General features: G+C 29.9%; 19 protein-coding genes. 4 read left to right on the top strand and 15 right to left on the bottom strand.

Annotation, left to right across the window (positions count from 1 at the left end):
* Positions 1–12: 12 nt before the first annotated feature.
* The 13 genes from E6771_RS10290 to E6771_RS10350 form a co-directional block, all read right to left on the bottom strand.
* On the bottom strand, positions 13–2,598 hold the full coding sequence (locus tag E6771_RS10290) for a hypothetical protein (protein ID WP_316091235.1): 2,586 nt from the start codon (positions 2,596–2,598) through the stop codon (positions 13–15).
* On the bottom strand, positions 2,598–3,305 hold the full coding sequence (locus E6771_RS10295) for a protein kinase domain-containing protein (RefSeq protein WP_316091236.1): 708 nt from the start codon (positions 3,303–3,305) through the stop codon (positions 2,598–2,600). Before E6771_RS10295 ends, E6771_RS10290 begins: the two co-directional genes overlap by 1 nt.
* Positions 3,272–5,536 (bottom strand): hypothetical protein, encoded by a 2,265-nt coding sequence (locus E6771_RS10300; protein ID WP_316091237.1) that lies wholly within the window; start codon positions 5,534–5,536, stop codon positions 3,272–3,274. Before E6771_RS10300 ends, E6771_RS10295 begins: the two co-directional genes overlap by 34 nt.
* 9 nt (positions 5,537–5,545) lie before the next feature.
* Complete coding sequence (locus E6771_RS10305; RefSeq protein ID WP_316091238.1) at positions 5,546–6,076, bottom strand: FHA domain-containing protein; 531 nt, start codon at positions 6,074–6,076, stop codon at positions 5,546–5,548.
* 37 nt (positions 6,077–6,113) lie between these two features.
* Positions 6,114–6,776, bottom strand: a complete 663-nt coding sequence (locus E6771_RS10310) for an FHA domain-containing protein (protein WP_316091239.1) — start codon at positions 6,774–6,776, stop codon at positions 6,114–6,116.
* On the bottom strand, positions 6,773–7,219 hold the full coding sequence (locus tag E6771_RS10315; RefSeq protein WP_316091240.1) for a DnaJ domain-containing protein: 447 nt from the start codon (positions 7,217–7,219) through the stop codon (positions 6,773–6,775). The genes E6771_RS10310 and E6771_RS10315 overlap by 4 nt, the downstream gene beginning before the upstream one ends.
* A gap of 4 nt (positions 7,220–7,223) precedes the next feature.
* The gene (locus E6771_RS10320; RefSeq protein ID WP_316091241.1) at positions 7,224–8,003 is read right to left on the bottom strand and encodes a hypothetical protein; all 780 of its coding nucleotides are present in this window, start codon (positions 8,001–8,003) and stop codon (positions 7,224–7,226) included.
* Between the two features lie 111 nt (positions 8,004–8,114).
* A complete protein-coding gene (locus E6771_RS10325; protein ID WP_316091243.1) occupies positions 8,115–8,549 on the bottom strand; it encodes a membrane-associated protease 1 in 435 nt (144 codons plus the stop codon).
* Between the two features lie 128 nt (positions 8,550–8,677).
* Positions 8,678–10,828, bottom strand: coding sequence for a transcriptional regulator (locus tag E6771_RS10330; RefSeq protein ID WP_316091244.1), 2,151 nt, complete (start codon positions 10,826–10,828; stop codon positions 8,678–8,680).
* A 513-nt stretch (positions 10,829–11,341) separates the two neighbouring features.
* The gene (gene nrdG, locus E6771_RS10335; protein ID WP_316091245.1) at positions 11,342–11,800 is read right to left on the bottom strand and encodes an anaerobic ribonucleoside-triphosphate reductase activating protein; all 459 of its coding nucleotides are present in this window, start codon (positions 11,798–11,800) and stop codon (positions 11,342–11,344) included.
* A 1-nt stretch (position 11,801) separates the two neighbouring features.
* Complete coding sequence (nrdD, locus tag E6771_RS10340; RefSeq protein WP_316091246.1) at positions 11,802–14,048, bottom strand: anaerobic ribonucleoside-triphosphate reductase; 2,247 nt, start codon at positions 14,046–14,048, stop codon at positions 11,802–11,804.
* Between the two features lie 315 nt (positions 14,049–14,363).
* Positions 14,364–15,251 carry a radical SAM protein gene (locus E6771_RS10345; protein WP_316091248.1) on the bottom strand — a complete coding sequence of 296 codons (888 nt, stop codon included), beginning with the start codon at positions 15,249–15,251 and terminating at the stop codon, positions 14,364–14,366.
* A gap of 336 nt (positions 15,252–15,587) precedes the next feature.
* A complete protein-coding gene (locus E6771_RS10350) occupies positions 15,588–16,988 on the bottom strand; it encodes a sigma-54 interaction domain-containing protein (RefSeq protein ID WP_316091249.1) in 1,401 nt (466 codons plus the stop codon).
* 118 nt (positions 16,989–17,106) lie between these two features.
* Here E6771_RS10350 and E6771_RS10355 point away from each other — a divergent pair, with 118 nt between their 5' ends.
* The 4 genes from E6771_RS10355 to E6771_RS10370 all read left to right on the top strand — a co-directional run bounded on the left by E6771_RS10355 (position 17,107) and on the right by E6771_RS10370 (position 21,207).
* The gene (locus tag E6771_RS10355; RefSeq protein ID WP_316091250.1) at positions 17,107–18,150 is read left to right on the top strand and encodes a ketopantoate reductase family protein; all 1,044 of its coding nucleotides are present in this window, start codon (positions 17,107–17,109) and stop codon (positions 18,148–18,150) included.
* Positions 18,151–18,167: 17 nt separating this feature from the next.
* A complete protein-coding gene (locus tag E6771_RS10360; protein WP_316091251.1) occupies positions 18,168–19,493 on the top strand; it encodes a GntP family permease in 1,326 nt (441 codons plus the stop codon).
* Between the two features lie 265 nt (positions 19,494–19,758).
* Positions 19,759–20,607 (top strand): 3-keto-5-aminohexanoate cleavage protein, encoded by an 849-nt coding sequence (locus E6771_RS10365; RefSeq protein ID WP_316091252.1) that lies wholly within the window; start codon positions 19,759–19,761, stop codon positions 20,605–20,607.
* A gap of 342 nt (positions 20,608–20,949) precedes the next feature.
* Entirely contained in the window at positions 20,950–21,207 is a 258-nt protein-coding gene (locus E6771_RS10370) for a hypothetical protein (RefSeq protein ID WP_316091253.1), read from the top strand.
* A gap of 217 nt (positions 21,208–21,424) precedes the next feature.
* Here E6771_RS10370 and E6771_RS10375 read toward each other — a convergent pair whose 3' ends face one another.
* Both E6771_RS10375 and E6771_RS10380 read right to left on the bottom strand, forming a co-directional pair.
* Positions 21,425–21,802, bottom strand: a complete 378-nt coding sequence (locus tag E6771_RS10375) for a nuclear transport factor 2 family protein (RefSeq protein ID WP_316091254.1) — start codon at positions 21,800–21,802, stop codon at positions 21,425–21,427.
* 100 nt (positions 21,803–21,902) lie between these two features.
* Complete coding sequence (locus tag E6771_RS10380; RefSeq protein ID WP_316091255.1) at positions 21,903–22,562, bottom strand: YbjQ family protein; 660 nt, start codon at positions 22,560–22,562, stop codon at positions 21,903–21,905.
* Positions 22,563–22,690: the final 128 nt, after the last annotated feature.

Genomic DNA, 22,690 nt, shown 5'->3' on the forward strand with positions numbered 1-22,690 from the left:
TCCTCCCTCATATTAGTGTCTTCCATCAAAGAAACTTATAGTAGTTATATCCTCCTCAAATGAGAAATATTTTCTTTTTCCCACATATGTCTGATTATTTTCTCTTTTTACTCCTGTTACATAAAATCCCCAGAAATTAGCATCTGTATAGGCAAAAAACTTAGTTTCTCCATTCAGTATACTGTCAAGCTCCTCCTGCCCAAAGTGTCCATCAAGCATTTCAAGAACTTCCAATTCATCTATCTCCCTATAGTCTTCTGATTTATTTATATATGTAAAATATTTTTTTATTTCCTGTTCCTTATTTTTCAGATGTAAAGGTAATATTTCAGTAGAAGATATTTTCTTTATATATCCAGCACTTGATCCTGCCTGTTCCCCTGTTCTCAATATCTCTACCTCTTCTCCTGTATATTTTGTTCCATGAAGTGAATATGGCACTATTGGTATATCATTCTTTACAGATACTTTTATATTTCCTATTTTACTTGAATTCAGATATCTGATTGCTCCATCTAAACAGCTTATTTTCAACTGCTGCTCATCTTCTTCCATATTTCTTCTGAAGTCTATCATTTTACCTGGAACAAATTCCTTTAATATGTCATTAAAAAGATTTACCTTACAAGTCTGTCCACTTAATTTTATCAGTGAATAGTCAAATATTATTCCAGTTTCATAATATGATGTGAGAAATCTTCTGAATATTTCATATATATCACCTTTTATCAGCTTCACTATCTCACTTTTATTTATTATTATATTAGGAAATACAGTTATATTTCTAATATACCCTCCATCATACACATTTAAATTCCAGCTTGGAAGATATGTTGAAGCTAGATCGCTGTTTTCATATCTCACACTGTCAAATTTTGTTCTTATTATTGTACTTCTTTTAAAAAGCTCCCTTTTCAAAAGTTCTGCTATTTCCCACATAAAGAAAAAATTATTCTTTACCTTTGAGTATACATCACTTGCTTTATTTTCAAATTCTCCAAATTTTGTAGGTATGATTTTTTCAGCTTTCTCATATTCCTCTTCCAGTATTTCATATATTTTTTTAACTCCCTTTTCATCTACATCTCTGTATATAAGCTCACCGATATTAGGAATAAGATCATTTATACCTACAGTATCCTTTTTATTTGTATAATGTTGAGAAAGCAGTATTTTAAGATACTGCATTATTCTGTAAGTAATATTATTTCCACCAAAGCTTTCCTCACTGTTTTCAAAGGTAGTTTTTATATCAATATCATAATTTATTTCTTCAGAGTTTATTTTAAATACACATGAGGCCAGATCAGTAGTTCCACCACCACAATCTATTATGAGAGCTTTATATTCTTCATTGTCCTCAAATTTTCCTTTTCCTATTATTCTTTCAATGGAGTTATAGAGAACTGCAACTCCTTCATCTAAAGCATTTTCTTCAATAATCTTGTAGTCAGGAAGAATTTCCTTAAACATATTCAGAAATTCACTCTTTAATTTTACTGGTGTAGTTATATGAATATTTCTAAATCTGCATTTAAAAAGAGATTCAGCTCTATCAACAATATAGTCTATATATGCCTTAATGATTTTCTTTCTCTCTATATATCTGATATCTCCATTTTCATCAACTATTCTCTCTTTTTCATCTATAGATTTTACCCAGTTTTTTATTCCGTAAAATACACTTCCTTTTAGATTATAGTTGCTGTTTTTTAGTTTCTCCTCCACCTCATATCCAAAGGCATATTTTATATTATCCTCATCAAAGCAGTTTTTTACATATACCACTGTTGGTATGACATTTGCATACTCTTCCTCATTTTTAGGAAATTTTACATAATTAATTTTATCCAAGAACATATGTCCGCTGAGTATCTTATGTTGTGGAAGATTTTTTATATAATACTTATCCAGATATACTCCAGCTGTTGTGTTAGCAGTTCCAAAATCTATACACAGAGGAGTATCTGTAATTTCCAGATCTAAAAAATGGAAACTATCCAGTGGAATCTGATAGTAGTTTAAAGACATAGGCATACTGCCTTCATTTTTTTCTTTGTAATAAGCATTGAATAAAAATTTCTCATCACTTCTGTTGAAAAAAATCAAAGAGTAGTTTTGATTCTTTAAGTTTTCCAATCTTAATAGTTTTTCATCACTTCTTATGAAGAAAGAGTTTCTTTCACTCTTGTTTCTTGAAAGTTGAAAAATTCCGCACAGATAACTGTTTCCATTCATCAGAAAAATATTATTATCTGAAATATGTTCTGGAATAGTGATTTTATAGTCATCTTCGTCACTCAAGGGCATATCCTTGTATATTACCACTTTGTGAGGTATTTTAATATTATTTGAATCATTGAGCTTAAACCCCAGCCTTGTATCAAAAAGCTCCTGAAGTCTTTCTATTCCTTTTTCCTTATATGAATCTATTCCATATACTTTCTCTCTGCTTCTATATTTCAATATTATATTTATAAGTTCACTTCTATTTAGATTTTCTCTAAAACCTTCTATAAGTTTTTCATCCACACATATTTTATGCAGATCATAATATGTCTTTCTTTTTAATTCATCATAGATATAGTACTGTTTCATCATTCTCTCCTGATTGTCTTGATAGCACTCATTAACTCATTTGTGCTTTTAAATCTCTTTTCTTTTTTATCAGCCAGTCCGATTTTAAATATCTCATTATTTTCTATATGATTATAATAGTTCTGATTGCTTAGAAGCCAGTAATATACTGCAGTAATACTGTAAATATCATCCTGAACAGCTCTTTTTGACCCTTGAATAAGTATCTCAGGTGATGAAAATCCCTTGCTTCCCTGAATATATATACTCTCTTCTCCTCTGAAAGATACTGCTCCAAAATCTATAAGATATGTTTTTTCTCCATCATATATTATATTTCCGGGTTTTATATCACAATGTACAACACCAAGTTTATGAAGTTTTCCTGCTGTCTCACATATACTGCATATTATTTTTTCTATTTCCTCTGCAGAAATTCTTTTACTTTTAACATATACCTGCAGATTTTGACCTTTGATATAGGACAAGTGGAGAAAATTATCTCCACTGTCTATATATTTAGGTATCTCCTCTATATTCAGAAGATTTAAAACCTGTTTTTCCAATTGGAACTGTTCCTTTATTTTCTGATATTTATCTTGAAAAATTAAATATTTAGGATTTATCAATTTTAATATGCTTTTCTCTCCAGTTTCCTTTGTTATTAAGTATGTAATAAATTGTTCTCCATTTCTTAGAAGAACGGAATCCAGTTGCTTTCTTTCCAAGCTGCTTTCTCCTTTTTCATAACCTCTTCCATAAGTTTGTCATAGTTCTCTTTTTCAAAGTATTTATTACCTTCCAGCTTCTTATACTTTTCTATAGCCTCTTTATAGATTTTTCTAGATTCCTTATACTTTTTATTGCTGAAAAGAGTATCCCCTGTAGTTTCCAGTTTCTTAGTTTCAAGCATATTCTTCATAGTATCTATTTTTCCCTTTAAGTATTCCTGCTGTACTGCATTATTTGTATCAGCAGCTATTCCATAAGCTTCCTGATACTTTTCATATGCTAATTGATATTTTTCATTTTTGAAGAAAAGATCTGCTTCTGTCTGCATAGCATCAGCCATCTTCTGATTATCTTTCAGCTGAACTGAGATATCCTGTGATTTCTTGATTATAGATAAAGCTCTTTCATACTCTCCGCTGTCTGCATAAGCTTTCGCTTCATTCAAATATGCTCTGCTTTCTTGGATCAGAGTTTTTCTCATTTCATCTAATCTCAAGATTTTTTCAGTAACCTCCATTCTTCTTGCTTCATCTCTTAATTCTCCATATATTCCCTTAGCCATTTCAAGATATACTATAGCTCCATTTATATCTCTTGTTTCCATTTCATAGGCTCTTTTCTCATACATAAGTGCTGTATCATATTTTCTGTTTCTTACTTTTGCCAGACGTTCTGCTTTTTCTGTTACCTCTGCCAGAAGGTCTATTTTATTGTATTTCAAGAATATTATTTTAGCTTCAAGATAATTTCTTATAGCTCCTTCTACATCATTATCCTGTACCATCATATCAGCTTCTATTTTCATATCATATGCTACAGCAAGAGCTTTGCTTGCCATTACAGACTCATCTAATTTTTTAGATATCTCATCTATCTTATTATATTTTAAATCTTTCAGCTGAGGTATTTTACCTTTTCCCTCTTTATATTTTTCCTCTGCTTCTAAAAAATTATTGCTGTTATACAGCTTGTCTCCTTCATTCAGATCTTCAAGTATACTCTGGAGGAATCCTATCTGCTCTATCTTTTTATCCACAAGAAGTATCTGTTTTCCAAGATTTATATTAGTTATTTTAGGAGAAAAGATAGTCCTATATACAATATTTGCTTCTTTTGGACTTATTTCAAGAGCATTATATTCATTTTTACTCAGCTCAAAGGAATTTAATGCTTTTTCAAAATCTCCCTCAGCAACTGCTTTTAAACCTTCCTCTTCATAGGTATATGCTCTCTCATATGTTATATCTCTTGTTCTTTTCAAGCTGTATCCTCTGTATAACAGGAATCCTATAATAAAGATAATGAAGAGAATTATGAGATATTTTACATAGTTAAATTTAAATTTTTTCTTTCCAGATGGTGAAACCTCATTGATGAATATTCCAGCCAGTGTATAATTTGGAACATTATTGCTGCTGTTTTCCTTGATTCTGTCTTCTAAGGAAGCTACCCACTTTCCTACACTGTCAGTTTTTGAAAGTTCAACCTCTATTTCAGATTCATCCAGATTCTCCCATGCTCCATGTGACATAAGAAGTATTCTGTCACCATCATATAACTGAATTTTTTTTGATATTTCAGGACTGATTCCATCTGTTTCACCCATGTTCTGTGTAAGCTTATTCCTCTGACCATGAAATCTTATTTCTTTATAGTCCAGTTGATTAGCCTCGTAAACCAGATGTGCTATTGAGTCATCTCTTGTTTTTTCCCTCACAATATCATCTCTGATAAGATATAATCTTGCATTCCCTACTGCTCCATATATCATAGATGTATAATCTGTAAGAAATATTGCTATTGAAGCACTCATAGCTCTTTTCTCTCTGCTTCTTTCTCTTATTTCCTCCAATTTTCTATGAGCTTTTAAAATAAGTTTTTTTAAATATCTTCTTGAAAACTTAGGTTTCTCCAGAAATTGAGCTATTATGCTTTCAGAAATTATCTTTGCCGCCTCTTCTCCCCCTCTTTCCTCATCAAATCCATCTGCCACTATCCAGCAGCCGAAATCATTTAATTCAGAATATGCAAAATAGTCACAGTTCACTGGCTGCTTTCCTATTCTGGAAACAAAAGAGGTTATAAATTTACTCTCTGCCTTTCTTCCACTCATTGCAATTTCAGGGCTTTTTGCTTCAGCATCATTTGATTTTCCTGTTGGAACAAGAGATTTAGCTCTGTTTATATTGGTCTTTACCCTTTTTGCATCTCTTAAAATATTATTCATATTTTTCCCCTACTCTTTATCTATTTTCCAATCAAATTCTTCTCCACATAATGCAACAAATACAAATTTTGAAGTTCCCATTTCTATTACATCAAATGAAGAAAGTTTCATTGGAGCATATACTGCCTCTCCCTGTACATAAACAATTCCATTTCCATCTCCTGGAGTTATTACAAATTCTCTATTTTTAGGGTTATAAGCTATGATTGCATGATTTTTTCTTGATATGTTGTTATCTCCCTCTAGGGAGATATCCATTTCAGGAGCTCTTCCTATGAAGTTCTTTTCTGATTTAAGTTTGAAATCCTTTCCCTTTTCATAACCATTGAAACATACCAGCCATCCTACAACTGGGTCTACAGCTAATTCATTTGCCCAGTAGGCAACAGTTTTATCATCTTCAACATCTACCTGGTCCATAGGTATTTCTTCTCTTACAGCTATATCTTCAAGTCTGTCAGTATTATTGCAATATGGACACTCCTTATACCTAGCTGCATTATATACATGTCCGTTTTCACATCTTTCTAATTTCATCATATTCTCTTTCCTCCAATTTTTTTATTTTCATTGATATTTATTTTACAAGCAGAGCCACTGTTGATATATATATGATATCTCCACTCTGCACTTTTACTGGTGCATTCCCTATTTTTATTTTTCTGTTATCTGCATATCTTTGTATTCCTGTGCCATTTAATGAGCCTAAATCTTCCACAAACCACCCATTGTCACTTTTATTTAATATTGCATGTCTTTTGCTTATCAATGAAGAATATGCAGTTTCTCCAAGATTTATATCCACTCTCATTCTTGCACTTTTTCCAATTATCATAGAATTAGCCTTTCCAACTGGCCATGTTTTAATGTCATATCCTTCTTCATTTTTAAGTATGACATGAGTTATATTGTTTCTTGACTGTTCTCTTTTATCCTCTATGCTTTTTACAATTCTTGAATCCCTTACAAACTGAGATTTTTCATACATAATCAAATCTCTTTTCAACTTCCAGCTGTAATAAAAAAGATCAGCTATAACAAATCCCATTATCATCATTGAAATTATTATCAGTATCTCCTTTGAAAAATGGAAATAATAAACTAATCCAAATGAAGCTATAAGAACTATTCCCCAGAAAATATAATTTACTTTTCTCTCTTTTATCTCACTTTTCCGCATTTCTTTCTTTTGATATTTTTTTATTTCTCTCTTTAATTTCCAATTCTTTAAAAATTTCATTTTTTCTTCCTCCCATTAACTGAAAAAAAAGATTCAAACATATTGTTTGTCTGTTCTTTCATTTTGCTATCCCCTTTTTCTGCTGATTTTCTCTCTGGATCGAAAAATTTTCCAAACATACTATTCATTCCCTCTTTGGTAAATTTTTCATAGATATCTCCATATCCCTCCTGCTCACTTTTTGATTTAGTTTTCTTATTTTTTCCATATCCATTTTTTGATTCTGCCATTTTGTCATATTCATTTCTTTTTTCATCATCACTAAGAATAGTATATGCATCATTTATTTCTCTAAATCTTTTTTCAGCCTCTGCCTTTTCTTTTTCAGATGCATTTACCATTCTATCTGGATGATATTTTTTAGCCAGTTCTCTATATTTCTTTTTTATTTCATCTTTTCCAGAATTAATATTTACCCCAAGTATTTCATACAAACTTTTCATTCCATCACTCCACCATCATCAGATTTTTCTTTTTAATATTATTGTTTTTTATAAATCTGCTGTTTTTCATATTGTTATATATTTCTCTAAGACACTCATATATTTTCTGATTATCTCCCTGAGAGCAGTCTTCCCTTATTTTTCTCTTTATATATGAATTAAGCAGATCTCTGGATACATAATCATTCAATGCCATACTGCAGAAAACTTCATCTAGAGTTTCCATCTCTTTTTCATCAAATATTCTTTCAGCATACATCTTTAAAAGTTTGGCAGAAAAAGAATTCCCTGAAGCTGTACTTGTAATCTTATATATTTCATTTACAATATTGTATTCTTTATCTATTCCTGTAAAAATTGAAGGATTTCTTATTTCAGCTCCTTCTCTTCTTTTAATTCTTACCAGTTCCATTTCATTATTCTGACATTTATAATTGCTTACAAACTGTATTTCCATAGAATATTTTTCATATTTTCCTTTCTCCACCTCTGCTGGAGGAAGGAATTTTATCTTTAACATATAATCTCCATCTTCTATGGGAATTTCTATTTTCAATTTTTCCTTTATCTTGTAATAAAATTTATTGTATTTGATAACCCCTGGTGTAATATATAAAATTTCATTTTCTGTATAAGTTTCAATACCACAAATAACCCCATCAGAATATTTATCATATGATAAAGAATAATATTCGTATGGAGTTTCCCTCATGTTGTCTAAAACTTCTTTATCCAGTATATTCCCTCGTCTGAATATAGGAATTTTATTTTCTATTGTTATCAAAATTCTTCCCCCTTGATTTTATGTTCTCTTTATTCTTCCAACTAATTCATTAATTGAAAGAATAAAGAGTTGGAGAAAAATAATTTTCCTCCAACTGCAATATGGCTGATATTATTCTTCAGCTGCGTAACCACCTTCGATAGTTACAGTTTCTATTTTTTCTTTCTTTTGTTTAAAAATAGCTTTAAACTCTCCTACTCCCCCTTTATCATTATAGTCTTCACTATAATCAAGGATAAAAGCATTTGGTAAATCTATTTTTCTAACTACTACACTTCCAGAAATAACTTCCAAAGTAAGTTCTCTGTAAGCGTCTGAGCTTTCAGCAGGTATCAATGACCATTTAGCCATTTTTTTAGTATCATCTGCCTCTTCCCCATTTACAGGAGTTATTATTTTTCCATTTACTTCTAATATGACCCCCAAGTCACTAGCTCTTGCGTTTGAATCATCTGGAGTATCAGAAAGATATTTAACAGTAGTAATATTATCCATTCCTAAATTGATCTCCTCATTTTTCCCTTTGATTTTAAGATTGAATCCCATGTAATCATCTCCTTTTTATTTTGATTAGGTCTCCCTAATTTTTAGTTATCTCAAATGTAATTCTTTATACCTTCATTGAAATTAATATATAAATAATAACTGCATTTTTTTATTTTGATTAAATGTCTCTAATTTTTAGTTATTTCAAGTGTAAGATTTTTTACATCTCCATTAAAATTAATATGTAAGTGGCAGTTATCTCCCTCTATATTTACTGATATGTCATCTCCAGGCTGAAGTATAGAATTTACACATTCCTGATTTGAAAGCCATCTATTTTTCTGACTTGTTGGTTTGTTGCTGAAAAAATCTTTTATTTTATCCTCTTTAAAATCTGTTGTAAGGAATCTCAATACTCTTTCTATATATGTAGTTGCCACAGTCTTATACATAGGTTCAAATACCCCATCTTCATTAGTTGCTAAAGTTCTTGCCTTGTATACTGTGATATTATTTATAAGTCTTCCTCCATGCTGTACATTATCTGAAGAAAATATAAATCCAAAATTATTTCTGTTAATGCTGTCTTTAGTTGCAATAGTATATCCAGTTATTTCTTTTGACATACTTGTAACTATCTTAAAGCTGTTGTCTTTTTCTTCTATGTTTATTCTTACTCCTGGTTCTTTCAAGTCAGTCTTTTTAAATCTCTTTCTCAAATAGTCTGGACACTGCTGAGCTGCTGTTATTCCTGCTGCTACATAAGAGCTTTCTATGTATACTCCTTCTATCCAGAATTTAACTAGTTCATTTTTATCAAATTCTGCCAAGTTAGATTCTTCTGCTTTAAGTTTATAATCCAGTATTACACTTGACTTCTCTTTCGGTATTATAGTAAAGTTAGGAACACAAGGAATTAAATATTGAGAAAAATCTCTATATTGAAGATTTTTAGTTTTCTCTACATACTTTCCTATTCCAGTAGTTGCCAGATTATTAAATGTAGTCTCATCAGTTCCTATCACACTGAAAAAGCTTGTAATTTTATATTGAGCAAGTATAGACATAAGCACCTGAAGGTTTTCATTTGTGTTGACACTCTTTTTCTGTACTTTGGTAGTTCCTTTAAATCTCTGTCTGATATTTTTGCTGTCATCAATTTCATCCAGATTGATGCTTGGAATAATTGCATACCAGATAGTATTTTCAAAATCATTTTTCTGATTGACAGTATTTAAGTATAGTTCCAATGCCTGTTTATTTTCACCTTTTAAAAGCATTTCAAGTTTATTGTTTACTACTAAAAGAGTGGGCTTCATTCCATTAAGATCTTTATCATACTGTTCAAAGAATACTTTTACTCCTAATAATTTTTCCATAAGAGGTTTTATTGTCTTTATAAAATCTTCCTGTGCTTCCTTGTAGAATGTTAAATACTGATTATAATTTTTTACTTCTCTTTCTACATCTATTTCTTCTATTACTGTAGGAAGAGGAACAAAAGTTCTCACTACTAAATTTTTTACATAATCATTTGGCTCTTCATTGACTTCTTCAAAATCTTCTTCAAAATATTGAGCTAGAAGTTGATTATGCTGATTAGATGCCACAGTTAATGCTGTACTCTTTTTTGATTTTTCTTCAATTATTTTAAGTTCCCCATGCTCATCCATAGTAAGCATTCCAATTTTTATTTCCTCTGCTTTTCCGCCATTTTCACTCTGTCCTATCAATACTCTTGTTTTAATATCTTCAATAGCCAGAGGGAGCATTCCAAGAATGTTGTTATAACTTTCCCCTGCTTTAGAAAATGCTATATTTAATTTATCTGCATATTCAAGCTTTGTTGGATCCTCTTCTTCTAATGATTCATATTTATCATGAAGATAAGCTATTTCCTTTCTTAACTGCTTTATATCATCCATTACTTTTTTAGGAGAAAGCATATTTAAAATTTCTTTAAAATTAAAGTCAACATTTTTGCTTCCATTAACTTTTTTACTGTCCAGTAATGTTATAAGCATTTTAAAAAATGTATTTTCCATATTTATTGGTATTTCAGTAATACAGTTATCTGGAATTCCATTTGGTTTTTCCAGACTGTATCTTACCTTTTGACTTGCTGCATTAAAAAAACTGTAAACTTTAGGCTCAAATTTTGTTAGAAACTCTTTGAAATTTCTTACTAGAAGATGTTCATGAATCTCCCTGATTTTTTCATCATCTAAACTTGTTATATTGTTACCACTTCCCACAAGAGTCAATAAATCCAGTTTTTCACTGTTGATCTCTTCAAACAGAATTGTTCTGTTTGTTTGTTCAAAAATACTTTTAGACATATTCCACCTCTTTTTGTTTTATTTTAAAATATCTTTGATTTTTAAATTTTATTTGATTTTCATTATATCAATAATCTATCATACCAGTCAAATTTTGAATTTCATTTAATTAAAATGTAATTTTTTAGTTGTCATACATATCTTTTTTACGAATTAATATAGAAATTGTTTGTAAAAAATTTGTTTTTTTTTGAAGAAAATATTACTTTTTTATTTTTCTATAATAAGTTATAAAGTTCCTTTATTTCTTTTTTTAAAGCAAATAGTACCAACCATACCAGTTAGGAAAAATTTTTTGCTTTTTTTTGAAATAAATTACATTTTTTTAAAGTGTACTTATTAAAAATACAATTGTATTTATTTTTTAAGAAGATTTAATCGAATATCCTCTTTTATCCCTAATGATTTAATTTTCTTTTCAGCAGATTAATTTAAAATTTTGGCAATAAAAAAAGAGACTGGAAAAACCAATAAAATAAATTACTGATTCTTTCCAGCCTCTTGCTATATATTTTAAATATCCATAAGTATTCCTTTATGAAATATTCTCTGATTAGATGAACCTCTCAACTTTAATCTTAAATCTTTTTTATCTATTTCAAATTTTCCATCTATGAGGTAATCTATAAGAGAAACATTTATCCATTCTTCTACTTCCTCTTTTAGATATCCAGTCCATAGATAAACATTTTTATCTGTATTTTCTTTTATAAAGTGAATAAGCTCTATGACCTCATTTCTATTTTCATAATATAGAGGATCTCCACCTAAAAAGGTTATATTCTTCCATCTTGATTTTAAAATTATTTCCTTTACTTTTTCCACTGAGTATTCTTTTCCTGCATTATAATCCCATGTATTCTTTGAAAAACATCCAGGACATTTATGTGAGCAGCCAGCAAAATATATAGTCAGTGCATATCCAGTCATACTATTTACAGGATCATTATTTACTATTGATATTATTCTCATATTACTTCACATGTATTGCTCTGTTTTTTATTTCTTTCATTCTTCCTTCAAGAGCATGAGTTATATTATAGTTTGAAATATATCCACAACAACGTCTTTGTATTTTCATTTTCATTCCATCTTCATTTCCACAGTGAGGACATTTATAACTTGCTGTTTTTTCATTATATGATATTTCTCCTGTGTATCCGCATTCATAGCAGACATCTGAAATAGTATTTACTGCAAAATATTCTATTCCTGCATCATGAGCATATTGAATAAGTTCTATAATAGCTTGGCTGTTATATGTTTTTCCGCCATTTTCAACATACATAATATTTCCACCATTACAATATTTAATAAATGGAGCCTCTACATCTATTTTATCAAAAGAATCTATTGGAAGTTCTGATGAAAAATGGAAAGAATTTGTATAATACTCTCTTTCTCTCAGCCACTCAGGCATTATTTCTCCATAGTTTTCCATGTCCTTATTAAAGAATGTTGCTATAGAACTTTCAGCAGGAGTTCCATATACAGATACAGGAAGTCCTATTTCAGATTTTATATCATCAGCCTGTTTTCTCATAGCCTCCATTATAGCAATACCTATTTCATGACCTTTTTCAGTAGATATATTTTCTTTATTATCTGATAATATTCTCACAGCATCATCTAATCCCAAGAATCCGTAAGATACAGATGCTCTGTCAGTTTTTAATAATTCTTCGATAGTATCATCTGGCTCTAATCTCGCTATACCTCCATATTGAAATAGAATAGGAGCTTTTTTAGCCTGAAGATATTTTACATTTTCAAATCTTGTTTGAATAGCTTTTTTCATAAGTTCTTTTCTTTTTTCAAGAATTTCAAGGAATCTTTCTAACCTATTTCCCTCTGCTCCTCCATAACGTTCGTCTTTCAATACATCTAAAGCAATTTGAGGAACATTTAATGTTGCCACTCCATAGTTGAATCTTCCATAATGCTGGTATTCTCCATTTACTTGATATTCGTGGTTTACTCTGCTACGACATCCCATTCTCGCATAATATTTACCTGCATCATAATCTCCTTTAGAATAGAAAAGAATGTCAGGATAATAAGTATTTGCTATACATTTAGATACTTCCTCAGTAATATAAAAATACTTGTCTCCCTTTTTAAAATTATAACCATCTACTACCATATATGAAAGTTTAGGGAAGATAGCTGGTATATGTTTTTCTCCAAGTCCTGTCTGTCTGACCTTTAAGTAAGATAATATTATATGTTCTGATTCCCATGAAGTAGGTATATTAAAAGTAATTGTACTAAATGGTGTCTGACTTGCACTTCCTAATATACTGTTAGTCTGATATTCAAATAATTGACATGCGTCATATATATCTTTTGCTGTTCTTTCTTTAGCTATTTGGAATTCAATAGATTTTTCAGAAGCTAATTTTTCATTTCCTGAGCTTATTTCTCCAAATTCTTTTTCTATATCTTCTTCTGTTGCCCTAGATATATTTGATTCAGTAGATAGTTTATCATTATATGCTCTTGTAAAATTTTTCTTGAAATTTTTCTTTGCATACTCAGCAAATACTTCATTGAAGTTTGGTAAAGAAACTCCGCCATATTGACTGGCAGAAATACTTGCCATTATCTGCATTGCTATATTCATAGCAGTTCCTACAGAATTTGGCTGACAGACATCGGCATTAGTTATTCTAGTACCATTTCTAAGCATATCCTCTATATTAAAAAGACAGCAGTTAGTAAGCTTAGTATCTACATCTGAGTCATGCCAATGTATAGTTTTTTTTCTATGGGCAGCCCACAATTCCTTATCTATACTTTTTTCAAGTATATATCTGAAATACTCCCCTGCTATTAAATCTCTTTGTACTGATGGCAGCATAGAATTTTTATTACTGTTTTCTCTGTCTCCTACATCTACTATATCTGTCATATGTCTGAATACACCATTAGCTTCTTTTAATCTCTGTTCTGCTCTTTGTGTTCTGTATGTTTGGAAAGCCTTAGCCTGTTCAAATAATCCATTAGTACATAAAGTATAAAAAACTATGTCCTGTATAGCTTCAACAGACATTCTTGTATTTCCATTTATTTTTCTTACTATGTCATCCATCATATGCCTGATACTGACTTTATCAATAAATTTTACTTCCTTATCTATTTTCTCTAAAACTTTTTCTATTTTTTCTTTGTTAAAAGTCACAATAGAGCCATTCCTCTTAATTACTTCTATCTTATGCATTGTGTCTTTCCTCCTATATTTATTATTGTTCCTCATCTATTATACTATATCTTGTGGTATATTCAAATATTTTCCATATATATTGTTCTTTGATAATATGTATATAATTTATCCACCTTGATTTTCCTTGCTTCTCAGCAGGTCAAAAAAAAAGAACTTGACATTTTATTTCAAGTTCCATTTTTATTTAATAATTTCATAGGTTTTTTCATATATTTTCTTTATGTATATTTTTTTATAAATATTTTAAATGAATAGTTATTCTAGAAAAAAAAGTAATAATTTCTAAGAAAATATTATTTCTTTTTCTAATATTTAAAGCTCTCTATATTTTTTATAATAGATATTATTTTTTTCTAAAGCATTCTTTATTTCTGAAAGAAGCTTTTCTTTATCTTGTGGAAGTGTACCCCCCAAATCCAGATAATTAGAAGCATGATTTGCCCTAAAGACAACAGGGTTTTTTACATTTATGTTTTCTATTATTTTTTCTGTTTCTTTTACTATTTCTATTCCATCAGCTTTTTGAAATTCTCCTTTCAGATATTCATCATACATTTTCGTTCCCTCTTTCAGTCTAAGAGTAAGAATTCCTACATAATCTGGTTCTATTTCGCTTATTAATTTTCCAGTGTTTACTGCATGATCAGTCCAGTCTTTTTTTCCTAAGACTCCAACTATGAAAGTAACTGAAAGTAAAAATCCTGCTTTTTTTGCTTTTTTGCATAGTGCAGCATGTTCAGCGACAGATACTCCTTTGTTAATCTTTTCCAGAACTCTGTCATCTCCACTTTCCAATCCTATATATAACAGAGAAATTCCACCTTCTCTTATTTTTTTAAGCTCTTCATCTGTTTTCACCTCTATAGACTTATGAGTAGCATAAGAAGATATTCTTTTACATTCTGGGAATACTTCCTTTATGTATGCTAATATTTCTAAAAGCCTTTCTGTGGGTATTATCATTGCATCTCCATCAGCAAGAAATATTCTCTCAGCATATTTTACTTTTTTTCTAAAATAATCTATTTCTTTTTTTATCTGCTCTATGGGCTTTATAAAAAATTTTTTATCTTTATACATATCGCAAAAAGTACATTTATTATGAGAACATCCTACTGTCACTTGCAGAATAAGGCTATAAGCCTCGCTTGGTGGACGGTACATATTTCCAATCCATACATCTTCTAAACTTGTTATCATCTTATTACCCTCCTTTTTTACATATATTATATCATTTTTATTAAAAAACAAATATATTTTTTCTTTAAGGTATTTTAAAATCAATCTTATGAAATTATTTTTAACAGTATTTCTGAAAAACTTTCTCATTATCTTTTCTGCAAATGAAATGCTATTTTTTAAGATTCTCTTACAGGCATTAAAGGTTAATATAATTTACATACCTACTCCTATACAAAAACAGTAAGTTTTTCTAACTAAAATTTGACTTTTAAATAACAACAGAAATTATTTCTTTAAGTTGATTTTAAATCACAAGTTAAAAACAACTCGATTGCAAGTCAAAAATAACTTGTACTAAAGGTTGTATTTTTTCTTTTTTCTTGCAATCATAGTCTGACTTGTTTTTAAAAATTCAGCTGCTTTGTAGGTACTTCCATATTTCTCCAAAGCATATTGAATATATTTTTTCTCACATTCTTCTAAATATTCATTTAAAGGCTGATCTCTTATCTCTGAATTTTTATAAAAACCAACTTCATTATCTGTATCATTTAAAGTTGAAGAATGTTTCTGTTCTATAAATAAAAGAGGAGCTATATTTGAAAGTTCAATAATTTCTCCTGTAATCATGATAAAACTTCTTTCAACAAAATTACGAAGTTCTCTGATATTACCAGGCCAGTTATAGTCTAGTATAGCTTTAAGAGTTTTTTGAGAAAATACCTTTGTTTTATTATAAGTATTGCAGTAGTATTTTCTAAAATACTCTACCAAAGGCAAGATATCTTCCTTTCTTTCATGTAAAGGAGGCAGATAAACAGGAACAATATTCAATCTATAATATAAATCTTCTCTAAATCTCTTTTCATGAACCATTTTCAATAAATCTTCATTGGCAGCTGTAATCAATCTAAAATTAACTTTTCTAGTGACAGTAGAACCAATTCTGCTTATTGTCTTAGTTTCTATAGCTCTTAATATTTTTCCCTGCAAAGCTAATGGAAGAGAATTAATTTCATCTAAAAAAAGTGTGCTGTCATTAGCTGCTTCAAATAGTCCTTTTTTCCCTTGGGAAGAGGCACCAGTAAAGGCGCCTTTTTCATAACCAAATAATTCAGATTCCAGCAGGCTTTCAGGAAGAGAAGCACAATTTATAATAATCATTTCTTTTGAGGCTCTCTGACTTTTTTCATGTATATATCTGGCTAATACTTCCTTTCCAGTTCCAGATTCTCCCAAAATTATAACAGTAGTGTCAAGAGGTGCTAAAGTATCTGCCAGATTAATAATATTTTTCATGACAGGACTTACAGCTACTATATTATTTGACTCATGGGCTTCACTTGAAGAAAGTTTTATAAAGGATCTCAGCTCATTATGAACAGCTTCCTGATATAGATAATTTATATTCTCAGCAGGTATGCACAGTGCAATTACACATACCACATTTCCATTCATATCTAAAATAGGACTAGATGCCACAATCTGTTTGTAATGTTCATGCCCTTTTATCTCCACATCTTGAAACATCACTATTCTTTTTTTCAATTTGCAGACTTTTTCTGTTATACATATGTTTATCTCTTTATTTTTCTTTAGATTATATACATTATATGCTAAAAGTTTTTCTTTTGGTATTTTAACCATATTTACATAGACTGTATTAACAAAAATATAGTTTCCAAGAGAATCAACAATGTAGATTCCATAGGGAAGATTATCCAGAGCATTTTCTAAAAGTTCTCTTTGTATCATTACATACCCCCTTATAAATTACTTAAAATTATAACATAAAAAAATTAAAAACTTAATTATATTATTTGGCACAGATATTGCTTTATTATAGGACAGGAAAGTTAAAAGGAGGTCAAATATGAAAATAGCAATTTTAGGATGTGGAGCAATGGGAACTGTCATGGGAGCCTATATGACAAAGAATGGTTTAAATGTAGAGATGATTGACAGTTACAAGGAACATGTAGATATGCTGAATAAAAATGGTGCTCATATTATTGGAAGTGTTGATATGACAGTACCTGTAAAGGCTATTACACCAGAAGAAATGAAAGGAGTATATGACATAGTTTTTCTTCTCACAAAGCAGACAGCTAATGATGTAGTATTAAAAAATCTCCTTCCTCATTTAAATGAGAACAGCACAGTATGTACTCTGCAAAATGGAGTTCCAGAGCATTTTGTAGCAGAATATGCAGGAGAAAAGAGAACAGTAGGGGGAACTGTATTGTGGGGAGCAACATTCATAGAACCAGGAATTTCAGAGCTTACACAGGATATAAGAAAAAATGACCATCTTTTTGAAATAGGTGAAATAGATGGTGCTATAGGGGAAAGAATAAAAAAAGTGGCAGATATGCTGGGATATATGGGAAAGGCAAAAATTACAGACAGCCTCATGGCTTCAAGATGGGGGAAACTGATAAACAATGCTTGTATGAGTGGAATGTCTGCTGCATGCGGAGCGACTTTCGGGGAGATTTTAAAGAATGAAAAATCAAGAGCCTGCCTCAGCTATCTGGCAAGAGAGGTAAAAAAATGCTGTGAAGCAGAAGGATATAAACTGCCAATACTTTTAAATGAGCAGGAACCTTATTCATGTGACATAAAAGATCAGGAAATGTTTAATACTAATCAAAAAATGTTTCTTGAAATGTATAAAGATATGCATACAGCTAAAGCAAGTATGCTTCAAGACCTTGAAAAAGAAAAGAAAACAGAAGTTCAGATGATAAATGGATATGTAAGCTCAACAGGAGATAAACATAATATACACACTCCATTTAACGATACTATTGTTGAGATAGTCACTAAGATAGAAGGAAAAATTCTTCCTCTCTCTATGGATAATTTAAAATATTTTAATGACGACCTGTTTGAATTTGAATATTATCAAGAATAATAAAATGAGGAGGAAAGATGGATATATTATCTGTACTAGGTTTGATATTAGCAGTTATAGTTTTAATTATAGGAGCTTATAAAGGTCTTGGAGCACTTCCCTTGACGCTCCTTGCCTCAGCAGTTGTTATACTGACAAGCAGAATTCCAATCTGGACTGGATTCTCTCAACATTATATGAGTGGATATACAAATGCTTATTTCAGTTATTTTTTACTATTCTGCAGTTCAGCACTATATGCAAAGCTGATGGATATTTCAGGGTGTGCAACTTCTATTGGATATAAATTTATTGACTGGTTTGGAAAAAAGAGAGTACTATTAGTTTCAACTTTAATTATAAGTGTTTTAACATATGGTGGTGTAAGCTTATTTGTAGTTGTTTATGCAGTAGCTCCTATTATGTTTCTGCTGTTCAAGGAAGCTAATCTGCCAAGACATCTTACAATGGCATGTCTGATAACAGGGTCAGCAACTTATACCATGACTTCCCTTCCAGGAACAACAGCTTTAACCAATGTTATCCCAACTCAATATTTAGGAACAACATTGACTGCTGCTCCTGTATTTGGAATTCTTGCTGCTATAGCAATGTTTACAATGGCAATGGTGTATATGGGATATGCAGAAAGGCTGGCTAGAAAGAGAGGAGAAGTTTGGAGCTATCCTGAAAATGCTGATCCCTTGCTATATGAAATAAAAGACAGAAGCCAGCTTCCTTCAGTAACAATATCTTTTACACCACTTATATCTCTTGTACTGATAATTATTTTAGGAAGCAGATTTGTAGCTAACTCAACTATGCTTGCAGTATTGGGAATGCTAACAGGGGCATTACTTACATATGTTTTAAATATTGGAAGATTTAAAGATAAAGATATGAAAAATATTTTTACAGCAGGGCTGGAAGGTGGAATAACAAGTATAGGTGGACTGGCAGGAGTTGTAGGGTTTGGAACAGTTGTATCTAATTCAATAGCCTTTAAACATATAGTAAATTGGGTACTGGGACTGGGATTAAATCCATATGTTCAAGCTATTGTAGCCACAATGGTAGTATGTGCAGTTACAGGTTCTTCATCTGGAGGATTGAAAATTATGTATGATTCACTGGGGAAAACTTTCCTGTCATCAACTGCAAATCTTTCTTTTTTACATAGACTGTCATCAATTTCAGCTTCAGCACTGGATACACTCCCACATTCACCAGGATTATTTCTGATGTTTGCAGTATTGGGACTGAATCATAAAACTGCCTATAAGCATGTATTTGTATGCAGTATTGTAATTCCATCTATTGTAACAATAGTTTCTACAGTGTTGATAATATTATTTAAGGTATAAGTCTTAGTCAGGAAAATAAAAACTTCAGGTAAAAAGAGTATTATCTAGAAATATTATCTCATATGCAAAGATGAAATAGAAAAAATTAAAGAAAAGATTTTATAAAAGGAAATAATTAATAGAGGCTAACTATATCATATTATTATACAAGGAGCTAGAAATCTTCATAATTAAGTGATTATTTGTAAAAAATAAAAAAAATTAAACATTATAAATATTGAGTTTATCTTAAAATAAAAAATTGACAAATAGGGAGGAATAATTTATGTCAGATTTAAAAAACAAAAGAGTAATAACAGCAGCAATAACAGGATCATGGCCTACAAGGGAGCAGAATCCTAACTTATCTATAACACCTGAGGAAATAGCAGCAGATGTGTATGAATGCTGGAAAGCTGGAGCTGCAATAGCTCATATCCATGTGAGAAATGATGATGGAACTCCATCAACTGATTTTATGAAATATAAGGAAACTATTGAAAGAATAAGAGCCTATAAAGATTGTGATATTTGTCTTAATATCACAAGTTCTGGAAGTGTAGGATTTGGAGATGAGGAGAGAATATATCCTCTTCAGAAATTACTTCCAGAAATGGCATCATATGATGCTGGAACTCTTAACTGGCAGCATCGTACAATTTTTGAAAATCATCCTCGTTTTTTAGAGAAGCTGGGAAATGCTCTGATAGAAAGTAATATAAAACCAGAGATAGAAATTTTTGATGCAGGTATGATATATAACGCAATCTACTATATGAAAAAAGGAGTGTTAAAAGCACCTTGTCATTTTCAAATAGTTCTAGGCTGCCCAGGAGGAATGACTAGTACAGTTGAAAATCTGGTATTTCTTAAAAGCCTTATTCCAGAAGGTTCAACATGGGCAGCATGTGGAATAGGATCAGGTCATATGCCTATCATGATGGCTGCAATAGCAATGGGAGCCCATATTCGTGTAGGTATGGAGGATAATGTAATGTGGCAGAAAGGAGTTCCTGCTGAATCAAATGCACAATTCGTAAAAAGAGCTAAAGAACTGTTGGAAATAAATGGACTGGAAGCTGCTACTCCAGAAGAAGCCAGAAAAATATATGGTCTTACTAGAAAAGTTTTTTAGGAAAAGATTACTAAAGAAAAATAATTTTTTCAACAATCTGTATTAATGAAGATGAAAAAGTTATTTTAACAAGTGAAGCAAAAGTTATGAAATAAATACTTGTTATTATAAAAATAAAGAATAGTAATTCACTCAACAAATAATTTAATTTTTAAACAGCCAAAGTTCTATATTCATGAACTGAGGCTGTTTATTTTTTAGGCAAATAAAAAATAATCATTCTTTTGATTTTTTGGTTTTTATGATACACTATAAATAGTATATTCATATACAACTTATAGAATTAAAACATTTTAATAAAAAGGGGGTGTATTATTATTGAAACAATATTCTTGTTTTGTTATGGATGATGGCTATTCCAGTATAAATATTAAAGGTTATACTAAAAAAGTGGGACTGCAGGTTGAAAAAAATAATAAAAATGGATATAAAATTTTAAATGAAGAGTTATTATTCACTGTTGTTAATCCACATCTCATTCCAGAATGTAAAGTAGCAGATAAAATTTTTTTAATGTATGATGAAGAACTTTGCAATATAAAATATACAGTCATATATGATGCTTCATCAGATAAAACTACTTTAGAGTTCTCTTTATAGTTTATTTATTGTTAAAAATCAGTAGTTTTATAAGTTTTTTACTTCAAAATAATAAAAAGTAAAACTTAAAACACTGTATTAGTCAGTGCTTTTTTATTTGCTTTATATTATTTAAAATTTTTAATTTATCTTAACAAAATAATAAAAGGAGAAATTCACTAGCCTGAATTCTCCTTTTATTATATATGAAGCTTTAAAAATAACCTCTAATTTGAAACTATATTTTTATTTCTCTTCCTATTTTCATTTCTTTTCTCCATTGAGGAATTTCTTCATCTTCTCCCCAATATTCATCTAATTTTTTTATTTTCCCATTTTCAAAATCAAAAAATGAAGTTGCATGAAATGAAATTTTCTCTTTTTCTAAAAATACCTTTACAACTGATATAACCAGATTATTTATTTCTTCCATTCTTTCTATTTTTATTTTCCAGTTTCCAGGATAAAATTCGTTTACCTTTGCAAATTCATCTGGTATAAATGATTCATTTGTATCATGCCAGTTTATCACTGCTCCTTCTGAAAAATATTTATTTAATTCATTCCAGTTTTGCTTATCCATATCATTCCAAAATTCAACAATTATATTTTTCATAAAAAATAACCTCCTAATATCATAATATCATTCAATAATCAAAGTTTTATATTAAAGTAAAATTCTCTAAAAGTTTATTTTTTAAATTTAATATAAATTTTTATTTATAGAGAGATTTATTAGATCTATTATATAATTCTATTTCTGCAAAAATATCTTTACCATCTTTTAACAACATCAGCATAAGGTTATCCTTATTTTTATACTCTTCTCTTTTCCTAATAACCTCTTCTTTAGTATTTAATACCTCTATAATTTCTCTTTTCCTATCTTCTGATACTTCGTTATAGTATTCAACGTTTAATTGAAAAAAAGTTTTTTTATACAAAGCTTTGCTAATAAGGATTTTTTCTTGAAGTTTTTTATCTTCTTTTACTTTTTCTTTTATTTCTTCTACTTGTTTTTTTCTTTTTTCCATTTTTTCTACAAATTCTTCTTTTATTTCAACTGCAACGGCTGTTCCTGTTCCAGAGAGAAGAAGCATACTTTTACCTCTTCCTGCCATTTCTGAATAAGTAACTCTAAGTCCTATTATAGCATCAGCACCCAAAGATTTTGCTTTTTCTTCTAATCTATTATTTAATATCTCTTTTGCTTTTTCTAAAGTTTCACGATATATACTTGATTCTCCTCCAATAACATCTGCAATTAAAAAGAATTCTTTAAAATCATTTATTCCAAAAGTTACAGTTTCAGTAATATATCCTATATATTCTTCTATGTCATAGCCTATTAAGTTTTCTGTTGTCGTTATCAGCATTTTCTCTCCCTGCAAAAATTTAATGTCACTTGCTTTATTATAGCATAAATTTATTAATAAAAAGAATTAAAAATACTAAGAAAAATTATGAAAAATATGATATATTATATAGACTGATACACAATAAA

This window comes from Fusobacterium sp. (assembly GCF_032477075.1).
Lineage (GTDB): Bacteria > Fusobacteriota > Fusobacteriia > Fusobacteriales > Fusobacteriaceae > Fusobacterium_A.